This window comes from Mycobacterium sp. 852014-50255_SCH5639931 (genome assembly GCF_001665605.1).
In the GTDB taxonomy this organism is placed as follows: Bacteria; Actinomycetota; Actinomycetes; order Mycobacteriales; family Mycobacteriaceae; genus Mycobacterium; species Mycobacterium paraffinicum.
The window spans coordinates 359,861-380,500 of the sequence record NZ_LZSV01000035.1; the positions used below are offsets into that span (position 1 = coordinate 359,861).

The window sequence follows — 20,640 nt, forward strand, 5'->3', positions numbered from 1 at the left end:
CTTAACGGCGACCGCGACGCGCGGTGGCCTTCTTGGCGGGAGCCTTCTTCGCCGCGGTCTTCTTGGCCGGAGCCTTGGTCGCGGCCTTCTTGGCCGGAGCCTTCTTCGCCACGACCTTCTTCGCCGCCGTCTTCTTGGCCGGAGCCTTCTTCGCCACGACCTTCTTGGCCGGGGCCTTGGTGGCGGCCTTCTTGGCCGGAGCCTTCTTGGCGGCGGGAGCCCTCTTGGCCGGAGCCTTCTTGGCGGGGGCCTTCTTCGCCGCGGCCTTCTTGGCGGGAGCCTTCTTGGCGGCGGTCTTCTTGGCCGCGCCGCTTGCCACTACACCACGCTTCACTGCAGGTCCTTCCGACGGGAGACGCTGTGCGCCAGAGACAACCGCTTTGAATTGAGCACCGGGACGGAACGCCGGGACGGAGGTCGGCTTTACCTTCACCGTCTCGCCGGTACGCGGGTTGCGGGCCACCCGGGCCGCGCGGCGCCGTTGCTCGAAAACACCGAACCCGGTAATGGTGACGCTGTCGCCCTTGTGCACGGCACGCACAATGGTGTCGACGACGTTCTCGACGGCGGCGGTTGCCTGCCGACGGTCGGTGTTCAATTTTTGAGTGAGCACATCTATGAGCTCTGCCTTATTCATCCAATCCCTCCGACGCTAGTGGTCCTCGATTTGAACCGACTAGTGCACACGGTAAACCCTCACCCAGCAAATTTCCAAGAGCCACGCGCAATTTCAGGGTCGGACAATCCGAGGTTTCGCAATCCGGTTGCCGCCCTTGACCGGTGGCGGGCCTTGGAAATCGGCCCGGTTTAGTTAGGTGAGCGAGAAGAAATTCCGGCGTTCCCGACCGTTCAGGAGGCGGGCAGAGTGCGCGGTTTCCACTGCGGATAGGTGGCCTCATAAGATTCGATTTTGTCGAGTTTCCGCAGCGTAAGGGCTATATCGTCGAGGCCTTCGAGCAATCGCCAGGCGGTGTGGTCGTCAATCTTGAACGGCAACACCGTCGTTCCCGCGGTGATATTTCGATCTTGAAGATTGGCAGTGATTTCCAGTCCCGGACTCTGCTCGATGAGCTTCCAAAGGAGTTCCACGCCGTCCTGAGAAACTTCGGCCGCCAAGAGGCCCGCCTTGCCGGCGTTGCCCCGGAAGATGTCACCGAATCGAGACGAGATGACCACCCGGAACCCGTAGTCCATGAGCGCCCACACCGCGTGTTCGCGCGACGAGCCCGTCCCGAAATCGGGGCCGGCGACCAGGACTGTCCCACGGTCAAAGGGGCTGAGGTTGAGGACGAATGAGGGATCCGAGCGCCAGCTGGCGAACAACCCGTCCTCGAAACCGGTTCGGGTGACCCGCTTCAAATACGCCGCCGGAATGATCTGATCGGTGTCGACATTGGACCGCCGCAACGGCACACCGATACCGGTGTGGGAGTGAAATGCTTCCATGCTCGTCTCTTCTTCTCGGTTGGGTCAGTTCAAATCGGCCGGGGCAGACAATGTGCCGCGAACCGCTGTCGCGGCGGCCACGGCCGGTGACACCAGATGCGTGCGGCCGCCTTTCCCCTGGCGCCCTTCGAAGTTGCGGTTGGACGTCGCCGCGCACCGCTCCCCCGGCGCCAGCTGGTCCGGGTTCATTCCCAGGCACATCGAGCAGCCCGCCTGTCGCCACTCGGCGCCCGCTGCGGTGAAAACCTCGCCCAGCCCTTCGGCTTCGGCCTGCGCGCGTACTCGCATGGACCCGGGCACCACGAGCATCCGCACCCCGGGGGCCAGCTTGCGGCCGCGCAGCACGTCGGCGACCACCCGCAGGTCTTCGATACGACCGTTGGTACAAGAGCCCACGAAGACCGTGTCGACCGCGATATCGCGCATCGGAGTGCCCGGCCGAAGGTCCATGTAGGCCAAGGCTTTCTCGGCGGCCTGCCGCTCGGCGTCACCGGTCATCAGCTCCGGGTCGGGCACGGCCGCGGCCAGCGGCACGCCCTGCCCAGGATTGGTTCCCCACGTCACGAACGGGCTCAACGATGTTGCGTCGAGGTGCACCTCGGTGTCGAAGACGGCACCGGGGTCGGTGTGTAGCTCCTGCCAAGAGCGCATCGCTGCGTCCCATTGCGCCCCCTGCGGCGCGTGCGGTTTGTCGCGCAGGAATTCGAAGGTGGTGGCGTCCGGGGCCACCATGCCCGCTCGGGCACCGGCCTCGATGCTCATGTTGCAGATCGTCATCCGGCCTTCCATCGACAGCGATTCGATGGCACTGCCGCGGTATTCGATGACGTGCCCCTGCCCGCCGCCGGTACCGATCTTGGCGATCAAGGCGAGAATGATGTCCTTGGCCGACACACCGGCGGGCAATTCGCCGTCGACATTGACCGCCATCGTTTTGAACGGCCGCAGCGGCAAAGTCTGGGTGGCGAGCACGTGCTCGACCTCCGAGGTGCCAATGCCCATTGCCAGTGCGCCGAATGCGCCGTGCGTCGACGTGTGACTATCACCACAGACAACCGTCATTCCCGGTTGGGTCAGACCCAATTGCGGCCCGACGACATGCACGATGCCCTGCTCGATATTGCCCATCGGATAAAGACGAATGCCGAATTCGGCGCAGTTGCGGCGCAACGTCTCGACCTGGGTGCGCGACACCGGGTCGGCGATCGGCTTGTCGATGTCAACGGTGGGCACGTTGTGATCCTCCGTGGCCAGCGTCAGATCGGGCCGTCGCACCGGCCGGCCGGCCAGCCGCAGCCCGTCGAAGGCCTGCGGGCTGGTGACCTCGTGCACCAGATGCAGATCGATGTAGATCAGGTCGGGTGCGTCGCCGCTCCCTTTATCCACAACGTGGTCGGCCCAGACCTTTTCGGCCAGAGTGCGCGGCTTGCCGGATCCCATCTGTAAATTCGCCTCGATTCCCTCATCTGCGGCTCGCCGATCGATCATGGGCTGTGATCTCAGAATGCGAGACGCTAGTATCTCCTTGTGAGACAGCATAGCGGCATCGGCGTCCTCGACAAAGCCGTGGATGTCCTGCACACCATCGCCCAATCCCCGTGCGGATTGGCCGAACTGTGCGAACGAACCGGATTGCCCAGGGCCACCGCGTATCGGCTGGCCGCAGCGCTGGAGATCCATCGCCTGCTCGCCCGCGACGACGAAGGGCGCTGGGGACTCGGTCCGGCCGTCACCGAGCTCGCCGCCCACGTCAACGATCCGCTGCTGGCCGCCAGTGCGGGGGTGCTTCCCCTGTTGCGCGAGACCACCGGGGAAAGCGTGCAGCTGTACCGCCGCGAGGGCACCGAACGGGTCTGTGTGGCCGCCCTGGAACCCGCTGCGGGCCTTCGCGATACGGTCCCGGTCGGGGCGCGATTGCCGATGACGGCGGGCTCGGGCGCCAAGGTGCTGCTGGCCCACAGCGACGCGGCGACGCAAAAAGCGGTGCTACCGGCAGCGAAATTCACCGAGCGCACCCTGGCCGAAGTGCGGCGGCGCGGCTGGGCACAAAGCGTGGCCGAGCGCGAGCCCGGGGTGGCGAGCGTGTCGGTTCCCGTGCGCGACAGCCGCGGAGCCGTCATCGCCGCCATCTCGGTGTCGGGACCCGTCGACCGCATCGGCCGGCGCCCCGGCGCGCGCTGGGCCGCCGATCTGCTGTCCGCGGCCGAAGCGCTCACCCGCCGGCTCTGAACGTCGCGGGGGCGCTTTCTCTGCCACCAGCGCACACTCGGCCGCGTACGGCCTGACAGACTGACCGCCATGGGAACCAATCAGCGCGCGAGCATCGTCATGTCCGAGGACGAAATCGCCGACTTCGTCGTCAAGAGCCGCACCGGGACGCTGGCTACCATCGGCCCCGACGGCCAGCCGCACCTGACCGCAATGTGGTACGCCGTCGTGGACGGCGAAATCTGGCTGGAGACCAAGGCCAAGTCGCAGAAGGCCGTCAACCTCAAACGCGATCCCCGGGTGAGCTTCCTGATCGAGGACGGCGACACCTATGACACCTTGCGTGGAGTGTCCTTTGAGGGCGTCGCCGAGATCGTCGACGACCCCGGCGTCTCACACCGGGTCGGGGTCAGCGTGTTCGAGCGTTACACCGGGCCCTACACCGAAGAGATGAAACCGTTCGTCGAGCAGATGATGAACAAGCGCGTCTGCGTGCGCATCGTCGCCCAACGCGCCCGCTCCTGGGATCACCGCAAACTTGGCCTGCCGGCCATGCCGGTGGGTGGATCCACGGCACCGGCAGTGCTGGGCACTGGCCAATAATTTTTTGTAGCCCCGATGGGATTCGAACCCACGCTACCGCCGTGAGAGGGCGGCGTCCTAGGCCGCTAGACGACGGGGCCGGACACGATCCGGAGAGTCAGCATAGCTCACACTCAGAGGCCCACCTAATCGCTTGAGGCGGCGAGATTTTGCTGGGGTACCAGGACTCGAACCTAGAATGGCTGAACCAGAATCAGCTGTGTTGCCAATTACACCATACCCCATTGGCTGCCTAAAACCGCTGGTCAGCGGTCATTTGGAGCCGTATCGAGCTGCTCGGAAGACCGCTGCTGCCAACCGTTGTCGGCCTTTGTGAGCCGCAGTGCAGACTACCAAAGACTCTCGGCACAATCCGCAAGCGAGGTCTTCGCCTATCCGGCGACCGTTCCGCGTGCGGCGCCCAGCCGCTGCAAGCTGCGGTCACGGCCGAGCAGCTCCAGCGATTCGAACAATGGCGGGCTGACCGTCGTTCCCGTGGCGGCCACCCTGATCGGACCGAACGCCTTGCGTGGTTTGAGGCCCAGGCTTTCGATGAGCGCGCCCTTGAGGGCGGCCTCGATCTGCGCCGTGGTCCAGTCCGTCACGCCGCCCAGCGCCGCCAGCGCGGCGTCCAGCACCGCGGCCGCGTCCGGACCGAGCTCCTTGGCGGCGGCCTTGGGGTCGATGGCGTATTCGTCGTCGTTGAGGAACCTGAGCAGTTCCCACGCGTCGGCGAGCACGACGATGCGTGTCTGGACCAGGTCGGCGGCGGTGTCAAAGGCCGCGGCGTCTAATCCGAGGCGGTGGCCGTGAACGTCGAAGTAGTCGCGCAGCCGGCCCGCGAAATCCGCCGGCTCAAGCATGCGGATATGCTCACCGTTGAGCGCGTCGGCCTTCTTCTGATCGAAGCGGGCCGGATTGGAATTGACGTCGACGACGTCGAACGCGGCGACCATTTCGTCGAGACTGAACAGGTCATGGTCGTCGGCGATCGCCCAGCCGAGCAACGCGAGATAGTTCAGCAGCCCCTCGGGGATGAAGCCCCGGTTGCGGTGGGCGAACAGATTCGACTGCGGGTCGCGCTTGGAGAGTTTCTTGGTCCCCTCCCCCAATACCGTTGGCAGGTGCGCGAACTCCGGGATGCGATCTGCGACACCGATCCGGATCAGCGACTCGTAAAGCGCAAGCTGGCGCGGCGTCGAGGGCAGTAGGTCCTCGCCCCGCAGCACGTGGGTGATCTTCATCAGCGCGTCGTCGCACGGGTTGACCAAGGTGTACAACGGATCTCCGTTGGCGCGGGTCAACGCGAAGTCCGGCACGGTGCCCGCGGCGAAATTGGTGGGTCCGCGCACGAGATCGTGCCAGCCGAGGTCTTCGTCGGGCATGCGCAGCCGCACCACCGGCTTGCGGCCCTCCGCCAGGAACGCGGCGCGCTGAGCATCCGTCAGCTGCCGGTCGAAATTGTCGTACCCCAGTTTGGGGTTGCGGCCCGCCGCGATGTGGCGCGCCTCAACCTCTTCCGGTGTCGAGAAGGCGTAATAGGCCTCGCCCGCTTCCAGCAGCTTGGCCACCACGTCGCGGTAGATCTCTTTGCGCTGCGACTGCCGGTATGGGCCGTATGGCCCGCCGACCTCGGGCCCCTCATCCCAGTCGAGGCCCAGCCAGCGCAGCGCGTCGAGCAGCGCCAGATAGCTTTCCTCGCTGTCACGTTCAGCGTCGGTGTCCTCGATGCGGAAGACGAAGGTGCCACCCGTGTGCCGCGCGTAGGCCCAGTTGAACAGCGCGGTGCGGACCATTCCGACGTGCGGGGTACCGGTGGGCGACGGGCAGAACCTGACGCGGACTTTCGTTTCGGTAGTCACGACTTTCCCTTACGGACCACGGGATTGGTGAGGGTACCGATGCCCTCGACGGTGATGGAGACGGTGTCGCCGTCCTCGATCGGACCGACCCCGGCCGGCGTTCCGGTGAGGATCAGGTCGCCGGGCAGCAGGGTCATCACGGCCGAGATCCACTCGATGATGGCGCCGACGTCGTGGATCATCAGCGAGGTACGGCTGTGTTGCTTCACCTCGCCGTTGACGTCGGTTCGGATTTCGAGATCGGCCGGATCGACATCGGTGACGATCCACGGACCCACCGGACAGAAGGTGTCGTGCCCCTTGGCCCGGGTCCACTGGCCGTCGGCTTTCTGTTGGTCGCGGGCCGACACGTCGTTCCCGATGGTGTAGCCCAGGATGCTGTCGGCGGCCTCGGCTGCCGAGACGTCCTTGCAGGGCCGCCCGATGACCGCGGCCAGCTCGCCCTCGAAATGCACGGGTGATGCGTTGGCGGGCAACCGGATCGGCACGTTCGGGCCGACGATGGCCGTATTGGGCTTGAGGAAGATGATGGGATCGGGCGCCGCGGGCCCGGTGAGCTCGGTCATTTCGGCGATGTGATCGGCGTAGTTCTTGCCGATGCAGACCACCTTGCTGGCCAGTATCGGAGCCAGCAGCCGCACATCGGCCAGCGGCCATGACCGGCCGGTGAAGTTCGGCGTGCCAAAGGGATGCTCGGCGATCTCGCGGGCGGTCATGGCGGCGGGATCGGCGAGTTCGCCCTCGATGCCGACGAAGGCGACACCGTCCGGGCTGGCGATTCGACCAAGGCGCATTTCGTTGAGCCTAGTGATGGCCGGTGGCGCCCGGCATAGCCGGTCACCGCAATGACGGCGGGCACACGAGTATTACCAGCGGTTTTCCCTGCGTGTGCAAGCATTAAGGATGCAAACGGGGACGGCCACGACGCGGGAGCTGGGCGCGCGCGGGCGCTGGTCCATCATGGTCGTATCGCTGGTGGCCACGGCGAGTTCCTTCCTCTTCATCAATGGCGTCGCGTTCTTGATTCCCTCGCTACAGACGGCGCGCGGAATCCCGCTCGACGAAGCCGGTCTGCTGTCCTCCATGCCGAGCTGGGGCATGGTGGTGACACTGGTGCTGTGGGGCTACGTGCTCGACCGCGTGGGCGAGCGGATGGTGATGGCCGCGGGTTCGGCGCTCACCGCGGTGGCGGCCTACGCCGCGGCGTCGGCGCATTCGATGGTGTTGATCGCCGTCTATCTGTTCCTCGGCGGCATGGCCGCGGCCAGTTGCAATACCGCCGGCGGGCGGCTGGTGTCGGCGTGGTTCCCGCCGCACCAACGCGGCCTGGCCATGGGCTTCCGCCAAACCGCGCAACCCCTCGGAATCGCCTTGGGAGCGCTGGTAATTCCCGAGCTGGCCGAACACGGGCCGGCTGCGGGGCTCAGATTCACGGCCTTGGCGTGCGCGTTCGGGGCGGTAGCGAGTGCGGTCGGCATCATCGATCCGCCGCGCAAGCCCCGGGAGAAGGCCACCAATTCCGAACTGGCCAGCCCGTACCGAGGGTCCTTGGTGCTGTGGCGAATTCACACGGTGGCGGGCCTGATGATGGTCCCGCAGACGGTGACCGTCACGTTCATGCTGGTATGGCTGATCAAGAATCTGCACTGGTCGGTCGCGGCCGCCGGCAGTCTGGTGACCCTTTCGCAGCTGCTGGGTGCAATCGGCCGCGTCATGGTGGGCCGCTGGTCCGACCGCATCGGCTCGCGCATGCGACCTGTCCGCATCATCGCGGGCGCCGCCGCCGTCACCCTCTTCCTTCTGGCCTGGGCCGACTTCCTGAATTCGAGTTGGCAGGCGCCGCTGATGGTCGCCATTTCGGTGATCGCCGTGCTGGACAACGGTTTGGAGGCGACGGCCATCACCGAATTCGCCGGGCCGTTCTGGAGCGGACGCGCCCTCGGCATTCAGAACACCACCCAGCGGGTGCTGGCGGCGGCCGCGCCGCCGCTGTTCGGTGCGTTGATCACCGCCGCGAAATACCCGAACGCGTGGATATTGTGCGGACTGTTTCCGGTGGCCGCGGTGCCGTTGGTGCCGACGCGGTTGCTCCCGCCCGGCTTGGAAACTACAGCCCGGCGGCAATCCGTTCGCCGACTTCGGTGGTGGCGAGCCGTTCGCTCCCACGCGTTGCCAGGTAGGCCTCGACAGCCCGATCCACCCGTCTAGCCGCATCGTCCTCGCCGAGATGGGCGAGCAGCAACGCCACCGACATGATCGCCGCGGTCGGGTCGGCGATGCCCTGACCGGCGATGTCCGGCGCGCTGCCGTGCACCGGCTCGAACATCGACGGGTTGGTCCGGGTGGCGTCGATATTTCCGCTGGCGGCCAAGCCAATTCCACCGCACACCGCCGCCGCCAAGTCGGTGATGATGTCACCGAACAGGTTGTCGGTGACGATCACGTCGAAGCGACCGGGGTCGGTGACCATGAAGATGGTGGCGGCGTCGACGTGTTGGTAGGCGACCTCGACGTCGGGGTAGTCCTCCCCGACCTCGGCCACGATCCGCGACCACAGCTTCCCGGCGAAGGTCAACACGTTGGTCTTGTGCACCAGCGTCAAGTGCTTGCGACGGCGCTGGGCCCGTTCGAAGGCGTCGGCCACCACACGGCGCACGCCGAAGGCGGTGTTCAGGCTCACCTCGGTGGCCACCTCGTGCGGCGTCCCGGTGCGAATCGCGCCGCCGGTGCCGGTGTAGGGACCCTCGGTCCCCTCGCGCACCACCACGAAATCGATGTGGGGATTTCCGGCGAGCGGGCTGCTCACGCCGGGATACAGCCGACCCGGCCGCAGGTTGACGTGATGATCCAGCTCAAAACGCAGGCGCAGCAACAGACCCCGCTCCAGCACACCGCTGGGCACCGACGGGTCGCCGATCGCCCCGAGCAGAATGGCGTCGTGCTGGCGCAGCTCGGCGAGCACCGATTCCGGCAGCAACTCACCGCTGGCGTGAAAACGCCGGGCGCCCAGATCGTAATCGGTCTTCTCGACACCGGGCAACACCGCGTCAAGGACTTTGAGCGCCTCGGCTGTCACTTCCGGTCCGATACCGTCGCCGCCGATAACAGCCAACTTCATGAGCGCCGCTCCTCCTCATCGCTTCGCTCTGCATCGTCGCCGGCGCACTTCACGACAGATCAACCACCTCAAGCTTGTTGGCGCCCACCGCCGTGCCGATCGCCGACCGCACCTCGCTCGGCACGTCGCGGTCGAGCCGCAGCAGGATCGTCGCACCCGGCCCCTCGGCATCCTCGGAAAGCTGCGCGGCTTGGATGTTCACGCCCGCCGAGCCGAGCAGAGTGCCGATCTTGCCCAGCGCCCCGGGCTGGTCGATGTAGTTGATCACCAGGTTGGTGCCCCGCGCCCGCAGGTCGAAGTTGCGGCCGTTGATCTGCACGATCTTCTCCACCAGCTGCGGCCCGGACAGGGTTCCGGCGACGTTGACGGCGGTGCCGTCGGGGGCTACTGCGCGCACGTCGACGACGCTGCGGTGGTTCGGGCTCTCCGAGGCCTTGGCGAGTTCGGCGGTGACGCCGCGCTCTTCGGCCAGCGCCGGTGCGTTGACGAACGTGACCGGCCCCTCGACCACCGCCGAGAACAGACCGCGCAGAGCCGAAAGCTTCAGCACCTCAACGTCTTCGGAGGCCAGCTCGCCGCGCACCTGCACCGACACCGACACCGGCGGCCCGTCGGACAGCGAGGCGGCCAGCACCCCGAGCTTGCGCACCAGGTCCAGCCAGGGCGCCACCTCTTCGTTGACCACGCCGCCGCCGACGTTGACGGCATCGGGGACGAATTCACCGGCCAGCGCGAGCTTCACGCTTTCGGCGACGTCGGTGCCCGCCCGGTCCTGCGCCTCGGAGGTGGACGCGCCCAGGTGCGGCGTGACCACCACCTGCGGCAGCTCGAACAGCGGGCTGTCGGTGCACGGCTCCTTGGCGAAGACGTCGATACCGGCCCCGCGAACGTGTCCGCTGCTCACCGCTTCGGCCAGCGCGGCCTCGTCCACCAGGCCGCCGCGGGCGGCGTTGACGATGATGACGCCCGGCTTGGTCTTCGCCAGCGCCTCCTTACCGATCAGGCCCGCCGTCTCGGGCGTCTTCGGCAGGTGCACCGAGATGAAGTCGGCGCGGCCGAGGAGGTCGTCGAGGGGCAGCAGTTCGATGCCCAGCTGAGCGGCCCGGGCCGGCGAGACGTATGGGTCGTACGCGATGAGGTGGGTGCCGAAGGCCGTCAACCGTTGGGCGACCAACTGCCCGATCCGGCCCAGCCCCACCACCCCGACCGTCTTGCCGAAAATCTCGGTGCCGTTGAACGACGACCGCTTCCAGGCGTGCTCGCGCAGCGAGGCGTCGGCCGCCGGGATCTGCCGGGCAGCGGCCAAGAGCAGCGCCAACGCGTGCTCGGCGGCGCTGTGGATATTGGAGGTGGGGGCGTTGACCACCAGCACGCCGCGCTCGGTCGCGGCGGCCACGTCGACGTTGTCCAGTCCGACCCCGGCGCGTGCGACGATTCTCAGCTTGGGCGCGGCGGCCAGCACCTCGGCGTCGACGGTGGTGGCCGAGCGCACCAGCAGCGCGTCGGCCTCGCCCACCGCGGCCAGCAGCTTTTCCCGGTCCGGCCCGTCTACCCAGCGCACCTCTACCTGGTCTCCCAGGGCGGCGACAGTCGATTGGGCGAGTTTGTCGGCGATCAATACAACAGGCAGATTCACCCGGCCAGCCTAACGGCTGCCTTCGACGGCCATCGACGGGCTCACCACTGCCGTCACCTGCGCCGACACGCGCTTGGGGAGCGCGTCATCGCGGTCCTAGGATGCGCTCGTGACCAAACTCGCGATCATCTACTACTCGGCCACCGGTCATGGCACCGCGATGGCGCAGCGCGTGGCCGCCGCGGCCGAGTCGGCGGGCGCCGAAGTCCGCCTGCGCCACGTCGCCGAAACCCGCGACCCCGAGTCGTTTGCCCAGAACCCGGCCTGGACGGCGAATTACCAAGCGACGAAGGATCTTCCGGCCGCGACCGGTGAGGACATCGTCTGGGCCGATGCGGTGATCTTCGGTTCGCCGACCCGCTTCGGCTCTCCCGCTGCGCAATTGCGCAATTTCCTGGACTCGCTGGGCGGGCTGTGGGCCGAGGGCAAACTCGCGGACAAGCTGTACGCGGCGTTCACGTCTTCCAACACCGTGCACGGCGGTCAGGAGACCACGCTGCTGTCGCTCTACATCACGCTGATGCATTTCGGTGGCATCATCGTCCCGCCGGGATACACCGACCCGCTGAAGTTCGTCGACGGCAATCCGTATGGGGTGAGCCTGGTCTCGACGCACGACAACATCAACGAATGCGACGAGGCCACCGAGAACGCCCTGGATCACCTGGCCCGGCGCGTGGTGGCAGTCGCCGGGCGCCTGGGTTCTTGAGTCGCGACACTGAATCTACGCACACGACACGCCGCGGTGGGTGTGCGTAGATTCAGTCTCGACGATCAGCGAGCGGCTACGCCGTCTCGGTGATGGGCCGGTCGACCCAGCTCATCAGGTCGCGCAGCTTCTTGCCGGTCACCTCGATGGGGTGCTCGGCGTTCTCCTTGCGCAGCTGCTCGAGTTGCTTGTTGCCGCCCTCGACGTTGGCGACCAGCTTCTTGGTGAAGGTGCCGTCCTGGATGTCGCGCAAAATCTCTCGCATCCGCTCCTTGGTGCCGGCGTCGATGACCCGCGGCCCCGACAGGTACCCGCCGAACTCGGCGGTGTCGGACACCGAGTAATTCATCCGGGCGATGCCGCCCTCGTACATCAGGTCGACGATCAGCTTCAGCTCGTGCAGCACCTCGAAGTAGGCCATCTCCGGCGGGTAGCCGGCCTCCACCATGACGTCGAAACCGGTCTTCACCAATTCCTCTGTGCCACCGCACAACACGGCCTGCTCACCGAACAGGTCGGTTTCGGTTTCGTCCTTGAAGGTGGTCTTGATGACGCCGGCCCGAGTGCCGCCGATGGCCTTGGCGTAGGACAGCGCGAGCGCCTCGCCGTTGCCGGTCGGGTCCTGGTCGACCGCGATCAGGCACGGCACGCCCTTGCCGTCGACGAACTGACGGCGCACCAGGTGGCCGGGCCCCTTCGGGGCGACCATCGCGACGGTGACGTCGGCGGGCGGCTTGATCAGACCGAAGTGGATGTTGAGGCCGTGCCCGAAGAACAGCGCGTCACCGGGCTTGAGGTTGGGCTCGATGTCGTTCTTGAAGATGTCCGCCTGCGCGGTGTCGGGCGCCAACAGCATGATGACGTCGGCCCACTTGGCCACCTCGGCGGGGGTGTCGACGTCCAGGCCCTGCTCCTCGACCTTGGCCCGCGACTTCGAACCCTCCTTCAGCCCGACGCGCACCTGCACACCGGAGTCGCGCAGGCTCAGCGAGTGCGCGTGCCCTTGGCTGCCGTACCCGATCACACCGACCTTGCGGCCCTGGATGATCGACAGGTCTGCGTCGTCGTCGTAGAACATTTCTAGTGCCACTGTTGAATATCTCCTTGTGTGTTACTTGGCCGTGGCGATGCCGCGCGGACCGCGAGACAACGACACCACTCCCGATTGGACTATCTCGCGTATACCGAACGGTTCCAGCACCCGCAGCAGCGCCTCGATCTTGCCGCGATCACCGGTCGCCTCGATGGTCAGCGCCTCGGTCGATACGTCAATCACCTTGGCGCGGAACAGGTTCACCGCTTCGATCACCTGACTGCGGGTGCCCGCGTCGGCGCGCACCTTGATCAGCGCCAGCTCGCGCGACACCGCGCCACCCTCGTCGAGCTCGACGATCTTGATGACGTTGATCAGCTTATTGAGCTGCTTGGTGATCTGCTCGAGCGGTGTCTCCTCGGCGCTGACCACAATCGTCATGCGCGACATGTCCTTTTGCTCGGTGGCGCCGACGGCCAGCGACTCGATGTTGAAACCGCGCCGGGAGAACAGCGCCGCCACGCGCGCGAGCACACCGGGCTTGTCCTCCACCAACACCGACAGCGTGTGCGTGTGCATCAGGCGTGCCCTTCGCTCTCGTCGTCGAACAGCGGGCGAATGCCGCGGGCGGCCTGAATCTCGTCGTTGCTGGTGCCGGCGGCCACCATCGGCCACACCTGCGCGTCCGCGCCGACGATGAAGTCGATCACCACCGGACGGTCGGTGATCGCCCGGGCCGCCTTGATCACGTCTTCGACGTCTTCCTCACGCTCGCAACGCAATCCGACACAACCCAACGCCTCCGCCAGCTTGACGAAGTCCGGGATGCGATGCGAATGCGTGGCCAGGTCCGTCTGCGAATACCGCTCCTGGTAGAACAGCGTCTGCCACTGGCGCACCATGCCCAGGTTGCCGTTGTTGATCAGTGCCACCTTGATGGGCACGCCTTCGATCGCGCAGGTGGCCAACTCCTGATTAGTCATCTGGAAGCAGCCGTCGCCGTCGATGGCCCACACCTCGGCCTCCGGGCGAGCCATCTTGGCCCCCATGGCCGCCGGGATGGCGAACCCCATGGTGCCCAGTCCGCCGGAGTTGATCCAGGTGCGCGGGTTCTCGTACGAGATGAACTGCGCCGCCCACATCTGGTGCTGGCCCACCCCGGCGACGTACACCGCGTCCGGGCCGGCGATCTGACCCAGCTTCTCGATGACGTATTCCGGACCGAGACTGCCGTCGCTCTGCGGGTCGTAGCTCAGCGGGTAGGTGGACTGAACGCTGTCCAGGTAGGCCCACCAGTCGGTCATGTCGACGTTGCCCGGAATGTCGTAGTGCCGCAGCATCGCGATCAGGTCGGTGATGACCGCTTTGACGTCGCCGACGATCGGAACGTCGGCATGGCGGTTCTTGCCGATCTCGGCCGGGTCGATGTCGGCGTGAATGACCTTGGCCTCCGGCGCGAAGGTGTCGAGCTTGCCGGTCACCCGGTCGTCGAAGCGGGTGCCCAGGGCGATCAGCAGGTCGCTGCGCTGCAGGGCCGCCACCGCGGCGACGCTGCCGTGCATGCCGGGCATGCCCATGTGCTGGCGATGGCTGTCGGGGAACGCGCCCCGCGCCATCAGCGTGGTGACCACCGGGATGCCGGTGAGCTCGGCCAGCTCGCGCAGCTGCTCGGTCGCCTCGCCGCGGATGACGCCACCGCCGACGTAGAGCACGGGCTTGCGGGCGTCCGCGATCAGCTTGGCGGCCTCGCGAATCTGCCGGTTGTGTGGCTTGGTGTTCGGCTTGTAGCCGGGCAGGTCCATGCGCGGCGGCCAGCTGAAGGTGCACTGCCCCTGCAGCACGTCTTTGGGGATGTCGACGAGCACCGCGCCCGGACGGCCCGAGGCCGCGATGTGGAAGGCCTCGGCCATCACCTGGGGGATCTCGTCGCCCGAGCGGACCAGGAAGTTGTGCTTGGTGATCGGCATCGTGATGCCCGAGATGTCGGCTTCCTGGAAGGCGTCGGTGCCGATCAGGGTGCGACCGACCTGGCCGGTAATCGCGACCACGGGCACCGAGTCCATTTGGGCGTCGGCCAGCGGCGTGACGAGATTGGTGGCGCCGGGGCCCGACGTGGCCATCATGACGCCGACCTTGCCGGTGGCGTGCGCATAGCCGCTGGCGGCGTGGCCGGCGCCCTGCTCGTGGCGAACCAGCACGTGCCGAAGCTTTTTCGAGTCGAACAGCGGGTCGTAAACCGGCAATACGGCGCCACCGGGAATCCCGAAGATGACCTCGACGCCGAGCTCCTCCAGCGACCGGATCACCGACTGGGCGCCGGTAAGTTTCTCGGGCCCAACACGTTTCGGCTTTTTGGTGGGGGCGGCGGCAGGGGTTTCCGCCGCGTCGGAGGCGACGTCGGCGGCACGCTCTGGCTGTGTGGCGTGCTGCCTGGTGGGTGCGCTCACTGTCTTTCGTCCTTATTCAGTCTGGGAGTTTCGCTGGGAGCAACAAAAAACCCCCGACAGCTCATCTGCTGCACGAGGGTTGCGCGTTGGTCTGGATAGCTTCAAATGCCGAAGAGGCTAGTCAGGCACCAACGCGCCGACTAATTACTACGAGCATCCCGGGCTGTCCGGCGGTATCCATAACGTCCGACGGTAGCCTTCGCACAGCTCAGCCGTCAAATCCGCTACTGTCGGCCCGCGCGGAGATCCGGTGCCCCTTGCCGGGTGAAATGATGGTCGAGTGGCTACCGGTTCGTCTTCCCACACGCCCGTGGTGATCAAGGTCTCCCCCATCGCGCACCTGGCCGTCGGATTCTTGACCCTGGGGTTGCTGATACCGGTGATGCTGTGGCCGCTGTCCGTGCCGCTGCTCGCGATCCCCGTGCTGCTGTCGGCAATGATCGTCCGGCTGCGTACCGTCGCCGACGACCGAGGCGTGACGGTCCGCACGCTGCTGGGCAGCCAGACGGTGCAGTGGGGTGACATCGACGGGCTGCGGTTCCATCGGGGCTCCTGGGCACGCGCGCACCTCAAGAGCGGCGCGGATTTGCGGTTGCCCGCGGTAACGTTCGCGACCCTGCCTCAGCTGACCGAGGCCAGCTCCGGGCGCGTGCCCAACCCCTATCAGTAAGGGGTCAGGCGATCGGGTTGACCCCGTTGAGCAGCACCCACACCGCGATGCCGGCCGCGATGCCCACCAGCAGCGCGACGAACGACCCGATGAACGGGCGATGGGCCCAGCCCCGCCGCGCGTCGAGCCCGTAACGGCCGGGTCCGCACAGGATGACCGCGACGGCCAGGACGATCAGGGTGATCTGGTATTCGTGCCCGTCCGGCAGGAAGTACGTGAAGGTGTGCGGATGCGGGCGCGCCGTGATGGTGGCCAGCAAGCCGTTGATCAGGAAGGCCAGCGCACCGGCCGCGGCCAGCGGGGTGAACAGCCCCAGCACCAGCAGTACACCGGCGACCAGCTCACCGCCCGCGCTGACGTAGGCGAGGATGTCGGCGTGCTGGTAGCCGACGTCGGACAGCGAGTTCTTGAACCCGCCCACCCCGGAGCCGCCCCACCAGCCGAACAGCTTCTGCAACCCGTGGGCGGCCAGCACGACTCCGAGGCCGACCCGCAGTATCAGCAAACCCAGATGCTGGGTGCCGCGCCGACCGACGTCGTGCAGCCGGTCGTGGTGTTCGTCCCCGTCGATGTCGGCGGGCTCGGCGGCAGCGTGCCGGGCGGACTGCGGCTGGACGTAGGGCAGGGGTTCCTGCTGGTCGAGCACGTTGTAACCCGTCGCCTTGGGGCCGCCCACGCCGGCGTGGTCGCCCATGTAGGGGATGACGGTGGTGGTTCCGGTGGAGGGGTTGAAGTCGCCGGGGTAGCCGACGGGCGTCAAATCATCTTCGGGGTCAACCACACGCGCCGTCGCGGGGCGTCCCGGTGTTGGCTCCGGGGATTCGCCGGGCCGCTGCCAATGTCCGTCATTCGGTTGACTGGTCACGCGTGACAGGGTAAGGGCATTTGTCGCTGAATTGGGGATTTGAGCGGCGCTTTCGCCAGGCAATCGGTGGTTTGCCCGCCAAAGCGGCGCGGATTGGGCCGAAATTAGCCCGCTCGCGGCTCCAGCGGGTGCCAGACGGCACATTTCGGGGCCCGGAGGCGGCCGTTGGCCGGCGCCAAAAGTGGTGTGATCGTGTGGCGCCGGGCGGGCAGGCCCATGGGTGTGGCGGCGGCGGGCGCACTATCCGTAGCCTGTCGGTCATGCGACTACGGCGCTCGGTTCGGTGCGGGTTTGCCGCGCTTTGCGCGGTGGTGCTGGTCGCGAGCGGCTGCGCGCGGTTCAACGACGCCCAGTCGCAGCCTTTCACCACCAACCCGGAACTCAAGCCGCAACCCAGCTCGACGCCTCCCCCACCGCCGCCGCTGCCGCCCACGCCATTCCCCAAGGCGTGCCCGGCTCCCGGCGTGATGCAGGGCTGCCTGGAGAGCACCAGCGGACTGATCATGGGGCCCGACAGCAAAACCGCGCTGGTCGCCGAGCGGACCACCGGCGCCGTCAAGGAGATCTCGGTCAGCGCCGAGCCGAAGGTGAAGATGGTCATCCCGGTCGACCCGTCCGGCGACGGCGGCTTGATGGACATCGTGCTGTCCCCGACCTATGCGCAAGACCGGCTGATGTACGCCTACATCAGCACGCCCACGGACAATCGGGTGATCCGGGTGGCCGATGGCGACATCCCCAAGGACATCCTCACCGGAATCCCCAAGGGGGCCAACGGCAATACCGGAGCGCTGATCTTCACCAGCCCCACCACGTTGGTGGTGCTGACGGGCGACGCGGGTAACCCCGCCGCCGCATCTGACCCCAAATCGCTGGCGGGCAAGGTCCTTCGCATCGAGCAGCCGACCACCATCGGTCAGGCGCCGCCCACGACGGCGCTGTCGGGCGTCGGCTCCGGTGGCGGCCTGTGCGTCGACCCAGTGGACGGCTCGTTGTACGTGGCCGACCGCACGCCGACGGCGGATCGGTTGCAGCGCATCACCAAGGCTTCCGAGGTCTCCACGGTGTGGACGTGGCCGGACAAACCCGGCGTGGCCGGCTGCGCGGCGATGGACGGGACCGTGCTGGTCAACCTGATCAACACCAAACTGACGGTGGCCGTGCGGCTGGCACCGGCGACGGGTGCGGTCACCGGGGAACCCGACGTGGTGCGCAAGGACACCCATGCCCACGCTTGGGCGCTGCGGATGTCACCGGACGGAAACGTCTGGGGCGCAACGGTCAACAAGACCGCCGGGGATGCCGAGAAGCTCGACGACGTGGTGTTCCCGTTGTTCCCGCAGGGCGGCGGATTCCCCCGCAACAACGACGACAAGACCTAGCGGACGCTGGAGAGTTCTCGTCAGCTCTGCCCGCAGGCGGCCAGCACCAGTTCGCGCACCCGGGCCGCGTCGGCCTGCCCCCGCGTGGCCTTCATCACCGCCCCGACGATCGCGCCCGCCGCCGCCACCTTGCCGCCGCGGATCTTCTCCGCCACATCGGGATTGGCGGCCAGCGCCTCGTCGACCGCGGCCTGGGTCACCGAATCGTCGCGCACCAGCTCGAGGCCGCGGGATGTCATCACCTGCTCGGGTTCGCCTTCGCCGGCCAAGACCCCCTCCACGACCTGGCGGGCCAGCTTGTTGGACAGCTTGCCCTCGTCGACGAGTGCGATCACCGCGGCGACCTGGGCTGGGGTGATGGCCAGTTCGTCCAGGCCGATGTTCGCTTCGTTGGCCTTCTGCACCAGGAAGTTTCCCCACCAGGCGCGCGCCTGCTCGCTGGCCGCGCCGTGCTTGACGGTCTCGATGACCAGTTCCACGGCGCCGGCGTTGACCAGATCGCGCATCACCTCGTCGGAAACGCCCCACTCCTGCTGAATCCTATTGCGGGTCAGCCACGGAAGCTCCGGGATCGTCTGGCGCAGCTGCTCGACCAACTCGCGGCTGGGCGCAACCGGTTCCAGGTCGGGCTCGGGGAAATAGCGGTAGTCCTGGGCCGTCTCCTTGGCGCGGCCCGGGCTGGTGTACCCCGCCTCGTGAAAGTGCCTGGTCTCCTGGATGATCTGGCCGCCGGATGCGAGGACGGCGGCCTGCCGTTGCATCTCGTAACGCACCGCCACCTCAACGCTTTTCAGCGAGTTGACGTTCTTGGTCTCGGTGCGTGTGCCGAACTCGGTAGTTCCGGTCGGCATCAGCGACACGTTGGAATCGCAACGCATCGAACCCTGGTCCATCCGAACATCGGATACGTCCAAGGCGCGCAACAGGTCTCGCAAGGCCGTGACATAGGCGCGGGCGATCTGCGGCGCCCGGGCGCCGGCACCGACGATGGGCTTGGTCACGATCTCGATCAGCGGCACGCCGGCGCGGTTGTAGTCGAGCAGCGACGTGGTGGCGCCGTGGATACGGCCAGTCTCACTACCCAGGTGGGTCAGCTTGCCGGTGTCTTCCTCCATGTGCGCGCGCTCGATCTCGACCCGCCAGGTGGTGCCGTCGTCCAACGGCGCTTCGAGGTATCCGTTGATGGCGATCGGCTCGTCGTACTGGGAGATCTGGTAGTTCTTCGGCATGTCCGGGTAGAAGTAGTTCTTCCGGGCGAAGCGGCACCATGGCACGATCTCGCAGTTCAGCGCCAGCCCGATCCGGATGGCCGATTCCACTGCCGTGCGGTTGAGCACCGGCAGCGATCCGGGCAGGCCGAGGCATACGGGGCACACCTGGGTGTTGGGTTCGGCGCCGAAGGCGGTGGAGCAGCCGCAGAACATCTTGGTGACGGTCGACAGCTCGACGTGCACCTCGAGGCCGAGTACCGGGTCGAAGCGCGCGATGACGTCGTCGTAGTCCATGAGATCGGCGCTGGCAGCAACACTCATGCCGTCGATCGTAGTGGTGACCGCGAGCGCGGCGGAGCCGGGCGAAGCGGGTCACCACCATCACGCGTAGTGGTGACCGCGAGCGCGGCTGAGCCGGGCGAAGCGGGTCACCACCATCACGCGTAGTGGTGACCGCGAGCGCGGCTGAGGCGGGCGAAGCGGGTCACCACCGTAGTGGGGACCGCGTAGAAGGCGGACTCAGGAGCTATGAGGGCCAGTGCGGCGAGCGCGGCACCGGGAATCGGTTGCGTTCCTCACCTCTGCCGGGAAACATGTCGGCCAGCACGGCGGCCATCTCGAGGTAACTGCGCCGACTCTCCTTGCTCAGCCGATCCAGCTCGATCTGCTTGCCCTCGTGTATGTGGCGATCGAACGGCAGCACCACCGTCGCGGCGACGCGTGCGGACAATCGCTCGAGTTCCTTGGCGGCCAGCAGCTCTACCCTGGCCGGCTCGACGTGGTTGATCGCCAGTATCGTCGACCGCACCAGCGCTTGATATCCGTTGTTGCCCAACCAATCCAGCGTGGTGGCCGTCTTTCGTATCGCATCGATGGAGGTGCTTGTCACCACGACCAGCGCCCGCGCCTCGGGCAGGACCGCGTCCATCACACCGGAATTGAGAGCCTTGGCGCAGTCCACCAGCACCACCGAATAGTGATTTCGCAGCAGCGAAAACGCTTTCACCACGTCGTGACGCTCGAGTCGCCAGTCGGTGTGCGCATAGTCCGGCAATCCGAGCACTTCCAGGCCGAAATTGTTCATGTAGGTATGCGCCCGGACGTCCGCATAATTCGTGATCGCCCTGTCGGCGAGCAGGTCGGTCATGTTCAGTGAGTTAGGACGGCCATGCCGGTCCACCAAATCCCCGGCGTCGATGTCGACGGCGACGATCCGGTCGTGGCGCACATCGGCGAACGTGGATCCCAGCGCCTCCACCACCGCGGTCTTGCCGACGCCGCCTTTGAGGTTGAGGACGGCGATGGGAAATGCGCCGCCCACGACCGCGCGAACGCGGTTGCGCAGTTCCTCTTTGTACTGTGAGTCCTTGCCGGGGCCCAGATCAATGCCGGTCACGCGATGGACCACTTCGCGCCAGTTGAACCTCGCGGAGCCCTCGCGCCCCTGCTGGTCGGAGTCTTATACACATCT

At 66.7% G+C, this 20,640-nt stretch carries 19 protein-coding genes and 2 tRNA genes; 6 read left to right on the forward strand and 15 right to left on the reverse strand.

Annotated features, from left to right (window positions below; translation table 11 throughout):
- Position 1: 1 nt before the first annotated feature.
- From A5758_RS22725 to leuC, 3 genes are all read right to left on the reverse strand, one after another.
- Complete coding sequence (locus A5758_RS22725; protein ID WP_067199808.1) at positions 2–637, reverse strand: HU family DNA-binding protein; 636 nt, start codon at positions 635–637, stop codon at positions 2–4.
- Positions 638–849: 212 nt separating this feature from the next.
- On the reverse strand, positions 850–1,446 hold the full coding sequence (gene leuD / locus A5758_RS22730) for a 3-isopropylmalate dehydratase small subunit (protein WP_067744645.1): 597 nt from the start codon (positions 1,444–1,446) through the stop codon (positions 850–852).
- A gap of 24 nt (positions 1,447–1,470) precedes the next feature.
- A complete protein-coding gene (gene leuC, locus A5758_RS22735; protein WP_067199862.1) occupies positions 1,471–2,886 on the reverse strand; it encodes a 3-isopropylmalate dehydratase large subunit in 1,416 nt (471 codons plus the stop codon).
- Between the two features lie 87 nt (positions 2,887–2,973).
- On the opposite strand from leuC, the gene A5758_RS22740 reads away from it, so the two are divergent.
- Positions 2,974–3,675 carry an IclR family transcriptional regulator gene (locus A5758_RS22740; protein WP_067744648.1) on the forward strand — a complete coding sequence of 234 codons (702 nt, stop codon included), beginning with the start codon at positions 2,974–2,976 and terminating at the stop codon, positions 3,673–3,675.
- 69 nt (positions 3,676–3,744) lie between these two features.
- A complete protein-coding gene (locus tag A5758_RS22745) occupies positions 3,745–4,257 on the forward strand; it encodes a pyridoxamine 5'-phosphate oxidase family protein (RefSeq protein ID WP_067199817.1) in 513 nt (170 codons plus the stop codon).
- A 7-nt stretch (positions 4,258–4,264) separates the two neighbouring features.
- Here the strand turns inward: A5758_RS22745 and A5758_RS22750 are convergent.
- The 4 genes from A5758_RS22750 to A5758_RS22765 all read right to left on the reverse strand — a co-directional run bounded on the left by A5758_RS22750 (position 4,265) and on the right by A5758_RS22765 (position 6,892).
- Positions 4,265–4,337 (reverse strand) — tRNA-Glu (locus A5758_RS22750).
- A gap of 72 nt (positions 4,338–4,409) precedes the next feature.
- Positions 4,410–4,481, reverse strand: a tRNA-Gln gene (locus tag A5758_RS22755).
- Between the two features lie 147 nt (positions 4,482–4,628).
- Complete coding sequence (gene gltX, locus A5758_RS22760; protein ID WP_082939806.1) at positions 4,629–6,098, reverse strand: glutamate--tRNA ligase; 1,470 nt, start codon at positions 6,096–6,098, stop codon at positions 4,629–4,631.
- Complete coding sequence (locus A5758_RS22765) at positions 6,095–6,892, reverse strand: fumarylacetoacetate hydrolase family protein (RefSeq protein ID WP_067744654.1); 798 nt, start codon at positions 6,890–6,892, stop codon at positions 6,095–6,097. The genes gltX and A5758_RS22765 overlap by 4 nt, the downstream gene beginning before the upstream one ends.
- Before the next feature lie 109 nt (positions 6,893–7,001).
- On the opposite strand from A5758_RS22765, the gene A5758_RS22770 reads away from it, so the two are divergent.
- On the forward strand, positions 7,002–8,306 hold the full coding sequence (locus A5758_RS22770) for an MFS transporter (RefSeq protein ID WP_067199827.1): 1,305 nt from the start codon (positions 7,002–7,004) through the stop codon (positions 8,304–8,306).
- Here A5758_RS22770 and A5758_RS22775 read toward each other — a convergent pair.
- Positions 8,206–9,216: a 3-isopropylmalate dehydrogenase gene (locus A5758_RS22775; RefSeq protein ID WP_067744658.1), complete on the reverse strand. Its 1,011-nt coding sequence runs from the start codon at positions 9,214–9,216 to the stop codon at positions 8,206–8,208. The two genes, A5758_RS22770 and A5758_RS22775, sit on opposite strands and share 101 nt — an antisense overlap.
- 49 nt (positions 9,217–9,265) lie before the next feature.
- Complete coding sequence (serA, locus tag A5758_RS22780) at positions 9,266–10,852, reverse strand: phosphoglycerate dehydrogenase (protein ID WP_067744659.1); 1,587 nt, start codon at positions 10,850–10,852, stop codon at positions 9,266–9,268.
- Between the two features lie 109 nt (positions 10,853–10,961).
- Between serA and wrbA the strand changes: the two genes are divergently transcribed.
- A complete protein-coding gene (gene wrbA, locus A5758_RS22785) occupies positions 10,962–11,561 on the forward strand; it encodes an NAD(P)H:quinone oxidoreductase (protein ID WP_067744664.1) in 600 nt (199 codons plus the stop codon).
- Between the two features lie 76 nt (positions 11,562–11,637).
- Here the strand turns inward: wrbA and ilvC are convergent, their stop codons facing one another.
- Genes ilvC through A5758_RS22800 form a run of 3 tightly spaced genes read right to left on the reverse strand, consistent with a single transcriptional unit; the run spans position 11,638 to position 15,041 of the window.
- Positions 11,638–12,639 (reverse strand): ketol-acid reductoisomerase, encoded by a 1,002-nt coding sequence (gene ilvC / locus A5758_RS22790; RefSeq protein ID WP_082939807.1) that lies wholly within the window; start codon positions 12,637–12,639, stop codon positions 11,638–11,640.
- A gap of 33 nt (positions 12,640–12,672) precedes the next feature.
- Entirely contained in the window at positions 12,673–13,173 is a 501-nt protein-coding gene (gene ilvN / locus A5758_RS22795; RefSeq protein WP_067199843.1) for an acetolactate synthase small subunit, read from the reverse strand.
- Entirely contained in the window at positions 13,173–15,041 is a 1,869-nt protein-coding gene (locus tag A5758_RS22800) for an acetolactate synthase large subunit (RefSeq protein WP_067199846.1), read from the reverse strand. Before A5758_RS22800 ends, ilvN begins: the two co-directional genes overlap by 1 nt.
- Positions 15,042–15,351: 310 nt before the next feature.
- Between A5758_RS22800 and A5758_RS22805 the strand changes: the two genes are divergently transcribed.
- Positions 15,352–15,711, forward strand: a complete 360-nt coding sequence (locus tag A5758_RS22805) for a PH domain-containing protein (RefSeq protein ID WP_197504028.1) — start codon at positions 15,352–15,354, stop codon at positions 15,709–15,711.
- Positions 15,712–15,715: 4 nt separating this feature from the next.
- Here A5758_RS22805 and A5758_RS22810 read toward each other — a convergent pair whose 3' ends face one another.
- Entirely contained in the window at positions 15,716–16,576 is an 861-nt protein-coding gene (locus A5758_RS22810; RefSeq protein ID WP_067744667.1) for a DoxX family protein, read from the reverse strand.
- Between the two features lie 260 nt (positions 16,577–16,836).
- Here A5758_RS22810 and A5758_RS22815 point away from each other — a divergent pair, with 260 nt between their 5' ends.
- On the forward strand, positions 16,837–17,958 hold the full coding sequence (locus A5758_RS22815) for a sorbosone dehydrogenase family protein (protein ID WP_067744670.1): 1,122 nt from the start codon (positions 16,837–16,839) through the stop codon (positions 17,956–17,958).
- 20 nt (positions 17,959–17,978) lie between these two features.
- Here A5758_RS22815 and gatB read toward each other — a convergent pair whose 3' ends face one another.
- Both gatB and A5758_RS22825 read right to left on the reverse strand, forming a co-directional pair.
- Complete coding sequence (gatB, locus tag A5758_RS22820; protein ID WP_067744673.1) at positions 17,979–19,490, reverse strand: Asp-tRNA(Asn)/Glu-tRNA(Gln) amidotransferase subunit GatB; 1,512 nt, start codon at positions 19,488–19,490, stop codon at positions 17,979–17,981.
- Between the two features lie 205 nt (positions 19,491–19,695).
- The gene (locus A5758_RS22825; protein ID WP_231987377.1) at positions 19,696–20,565 is read right to left on the reverse strand and encodes a MinD/ParA family protein; all 870 of its coding nucleotides are present in this window, start codon (positions 20,563–20,565) and stop codon (positions 19,696–19,698) included.
- Positions 20,566–20,640: the final 75 nt, after the last annotated feature.

What these genes read in the sequence shown, in the direction of transcription:
- gatB (WP_067744673.1), bottom strand. Translation starts at nt 19,490, where the DNA reads ATGAGTGTTGCTGCCAGCGCCGATCTCATGGACTACGACGACGTCATC.
- A5758_RS22745 (WP_067199817.1), top strand. Translation starts at nt 3,745, where the DNA reads ATGGGAACCAATCAGCGCGCGAGCATCGTCATGTCCGAGGACGAAATC.
- ilvN (WP_067199843.1), bottom strand. Translation starts at nt 13,173, where the DNA reads ATGCACACGCACACGCTGTCGGTGTTGGTGGAGGACAAGCCCGGTGTG.
- A5758_RS22770 (WP_067199827.1), top strand. Translation starts at nt 7,002, where the DNA reads ATGCAAACGGGGACGGCCACGACGCGGGAGCTGGGCGCGCGCGGGCGC.
- A5758_RS22815 (WP_067744670.1), top strand. Translation starts at nt 16,837, where the DNA reads ATGCGACTACGGCGCTCGGTTCGGTGCGGGTTTGCCGCGCTTTGCGCG.
- A5758_RS22765 (WP_067744654.1), bottom strand. Translation starts at nt 6,892, where the DNA reads ATGCGCCTTGGTCGAATCGCCAGCCCGGACGGTGTCGCCTTCGTCGGC.
- ilvC (WP_082939807.1), bottom strand. Translation starts at nt 12,639, where the DNA reads ATGTTCTACGACGACGACGCAGACCTGTCGATCATCCAGGGCCGCAAG.
- A5758_RS22725 (WP_067199808.1), bottom strand. Translation starts at nt 637, where the DNA reads ATGAATAAGGCAGAGCTCATAGATGTGCTCACTCAAAAATTGAACACC.
- leuD (WP_067744645.1), bottom strand. Translation starts at nt 1,446, where the DNA reads ATGGAAGCATTTCACTCCCACACCGGTATCGGTGTGCCGTTGCGGCGG.
- leuC (WP_067199862.1), bottom strand. Translation starts at nt 2,886, where the DNA reads ATGGGATCCGGCAAGCCGCGCACTCTGGCCGAAAAGGTCTGGGCCGAC.
- A5758_RS22775 (WP_067744658.1), bottom strand. Translation starts at nt 9,216, where the DNA reads ATGAAGTTGGCTGTTATCGGCGGCGACGGTATCGGACCGGAAGTGACA.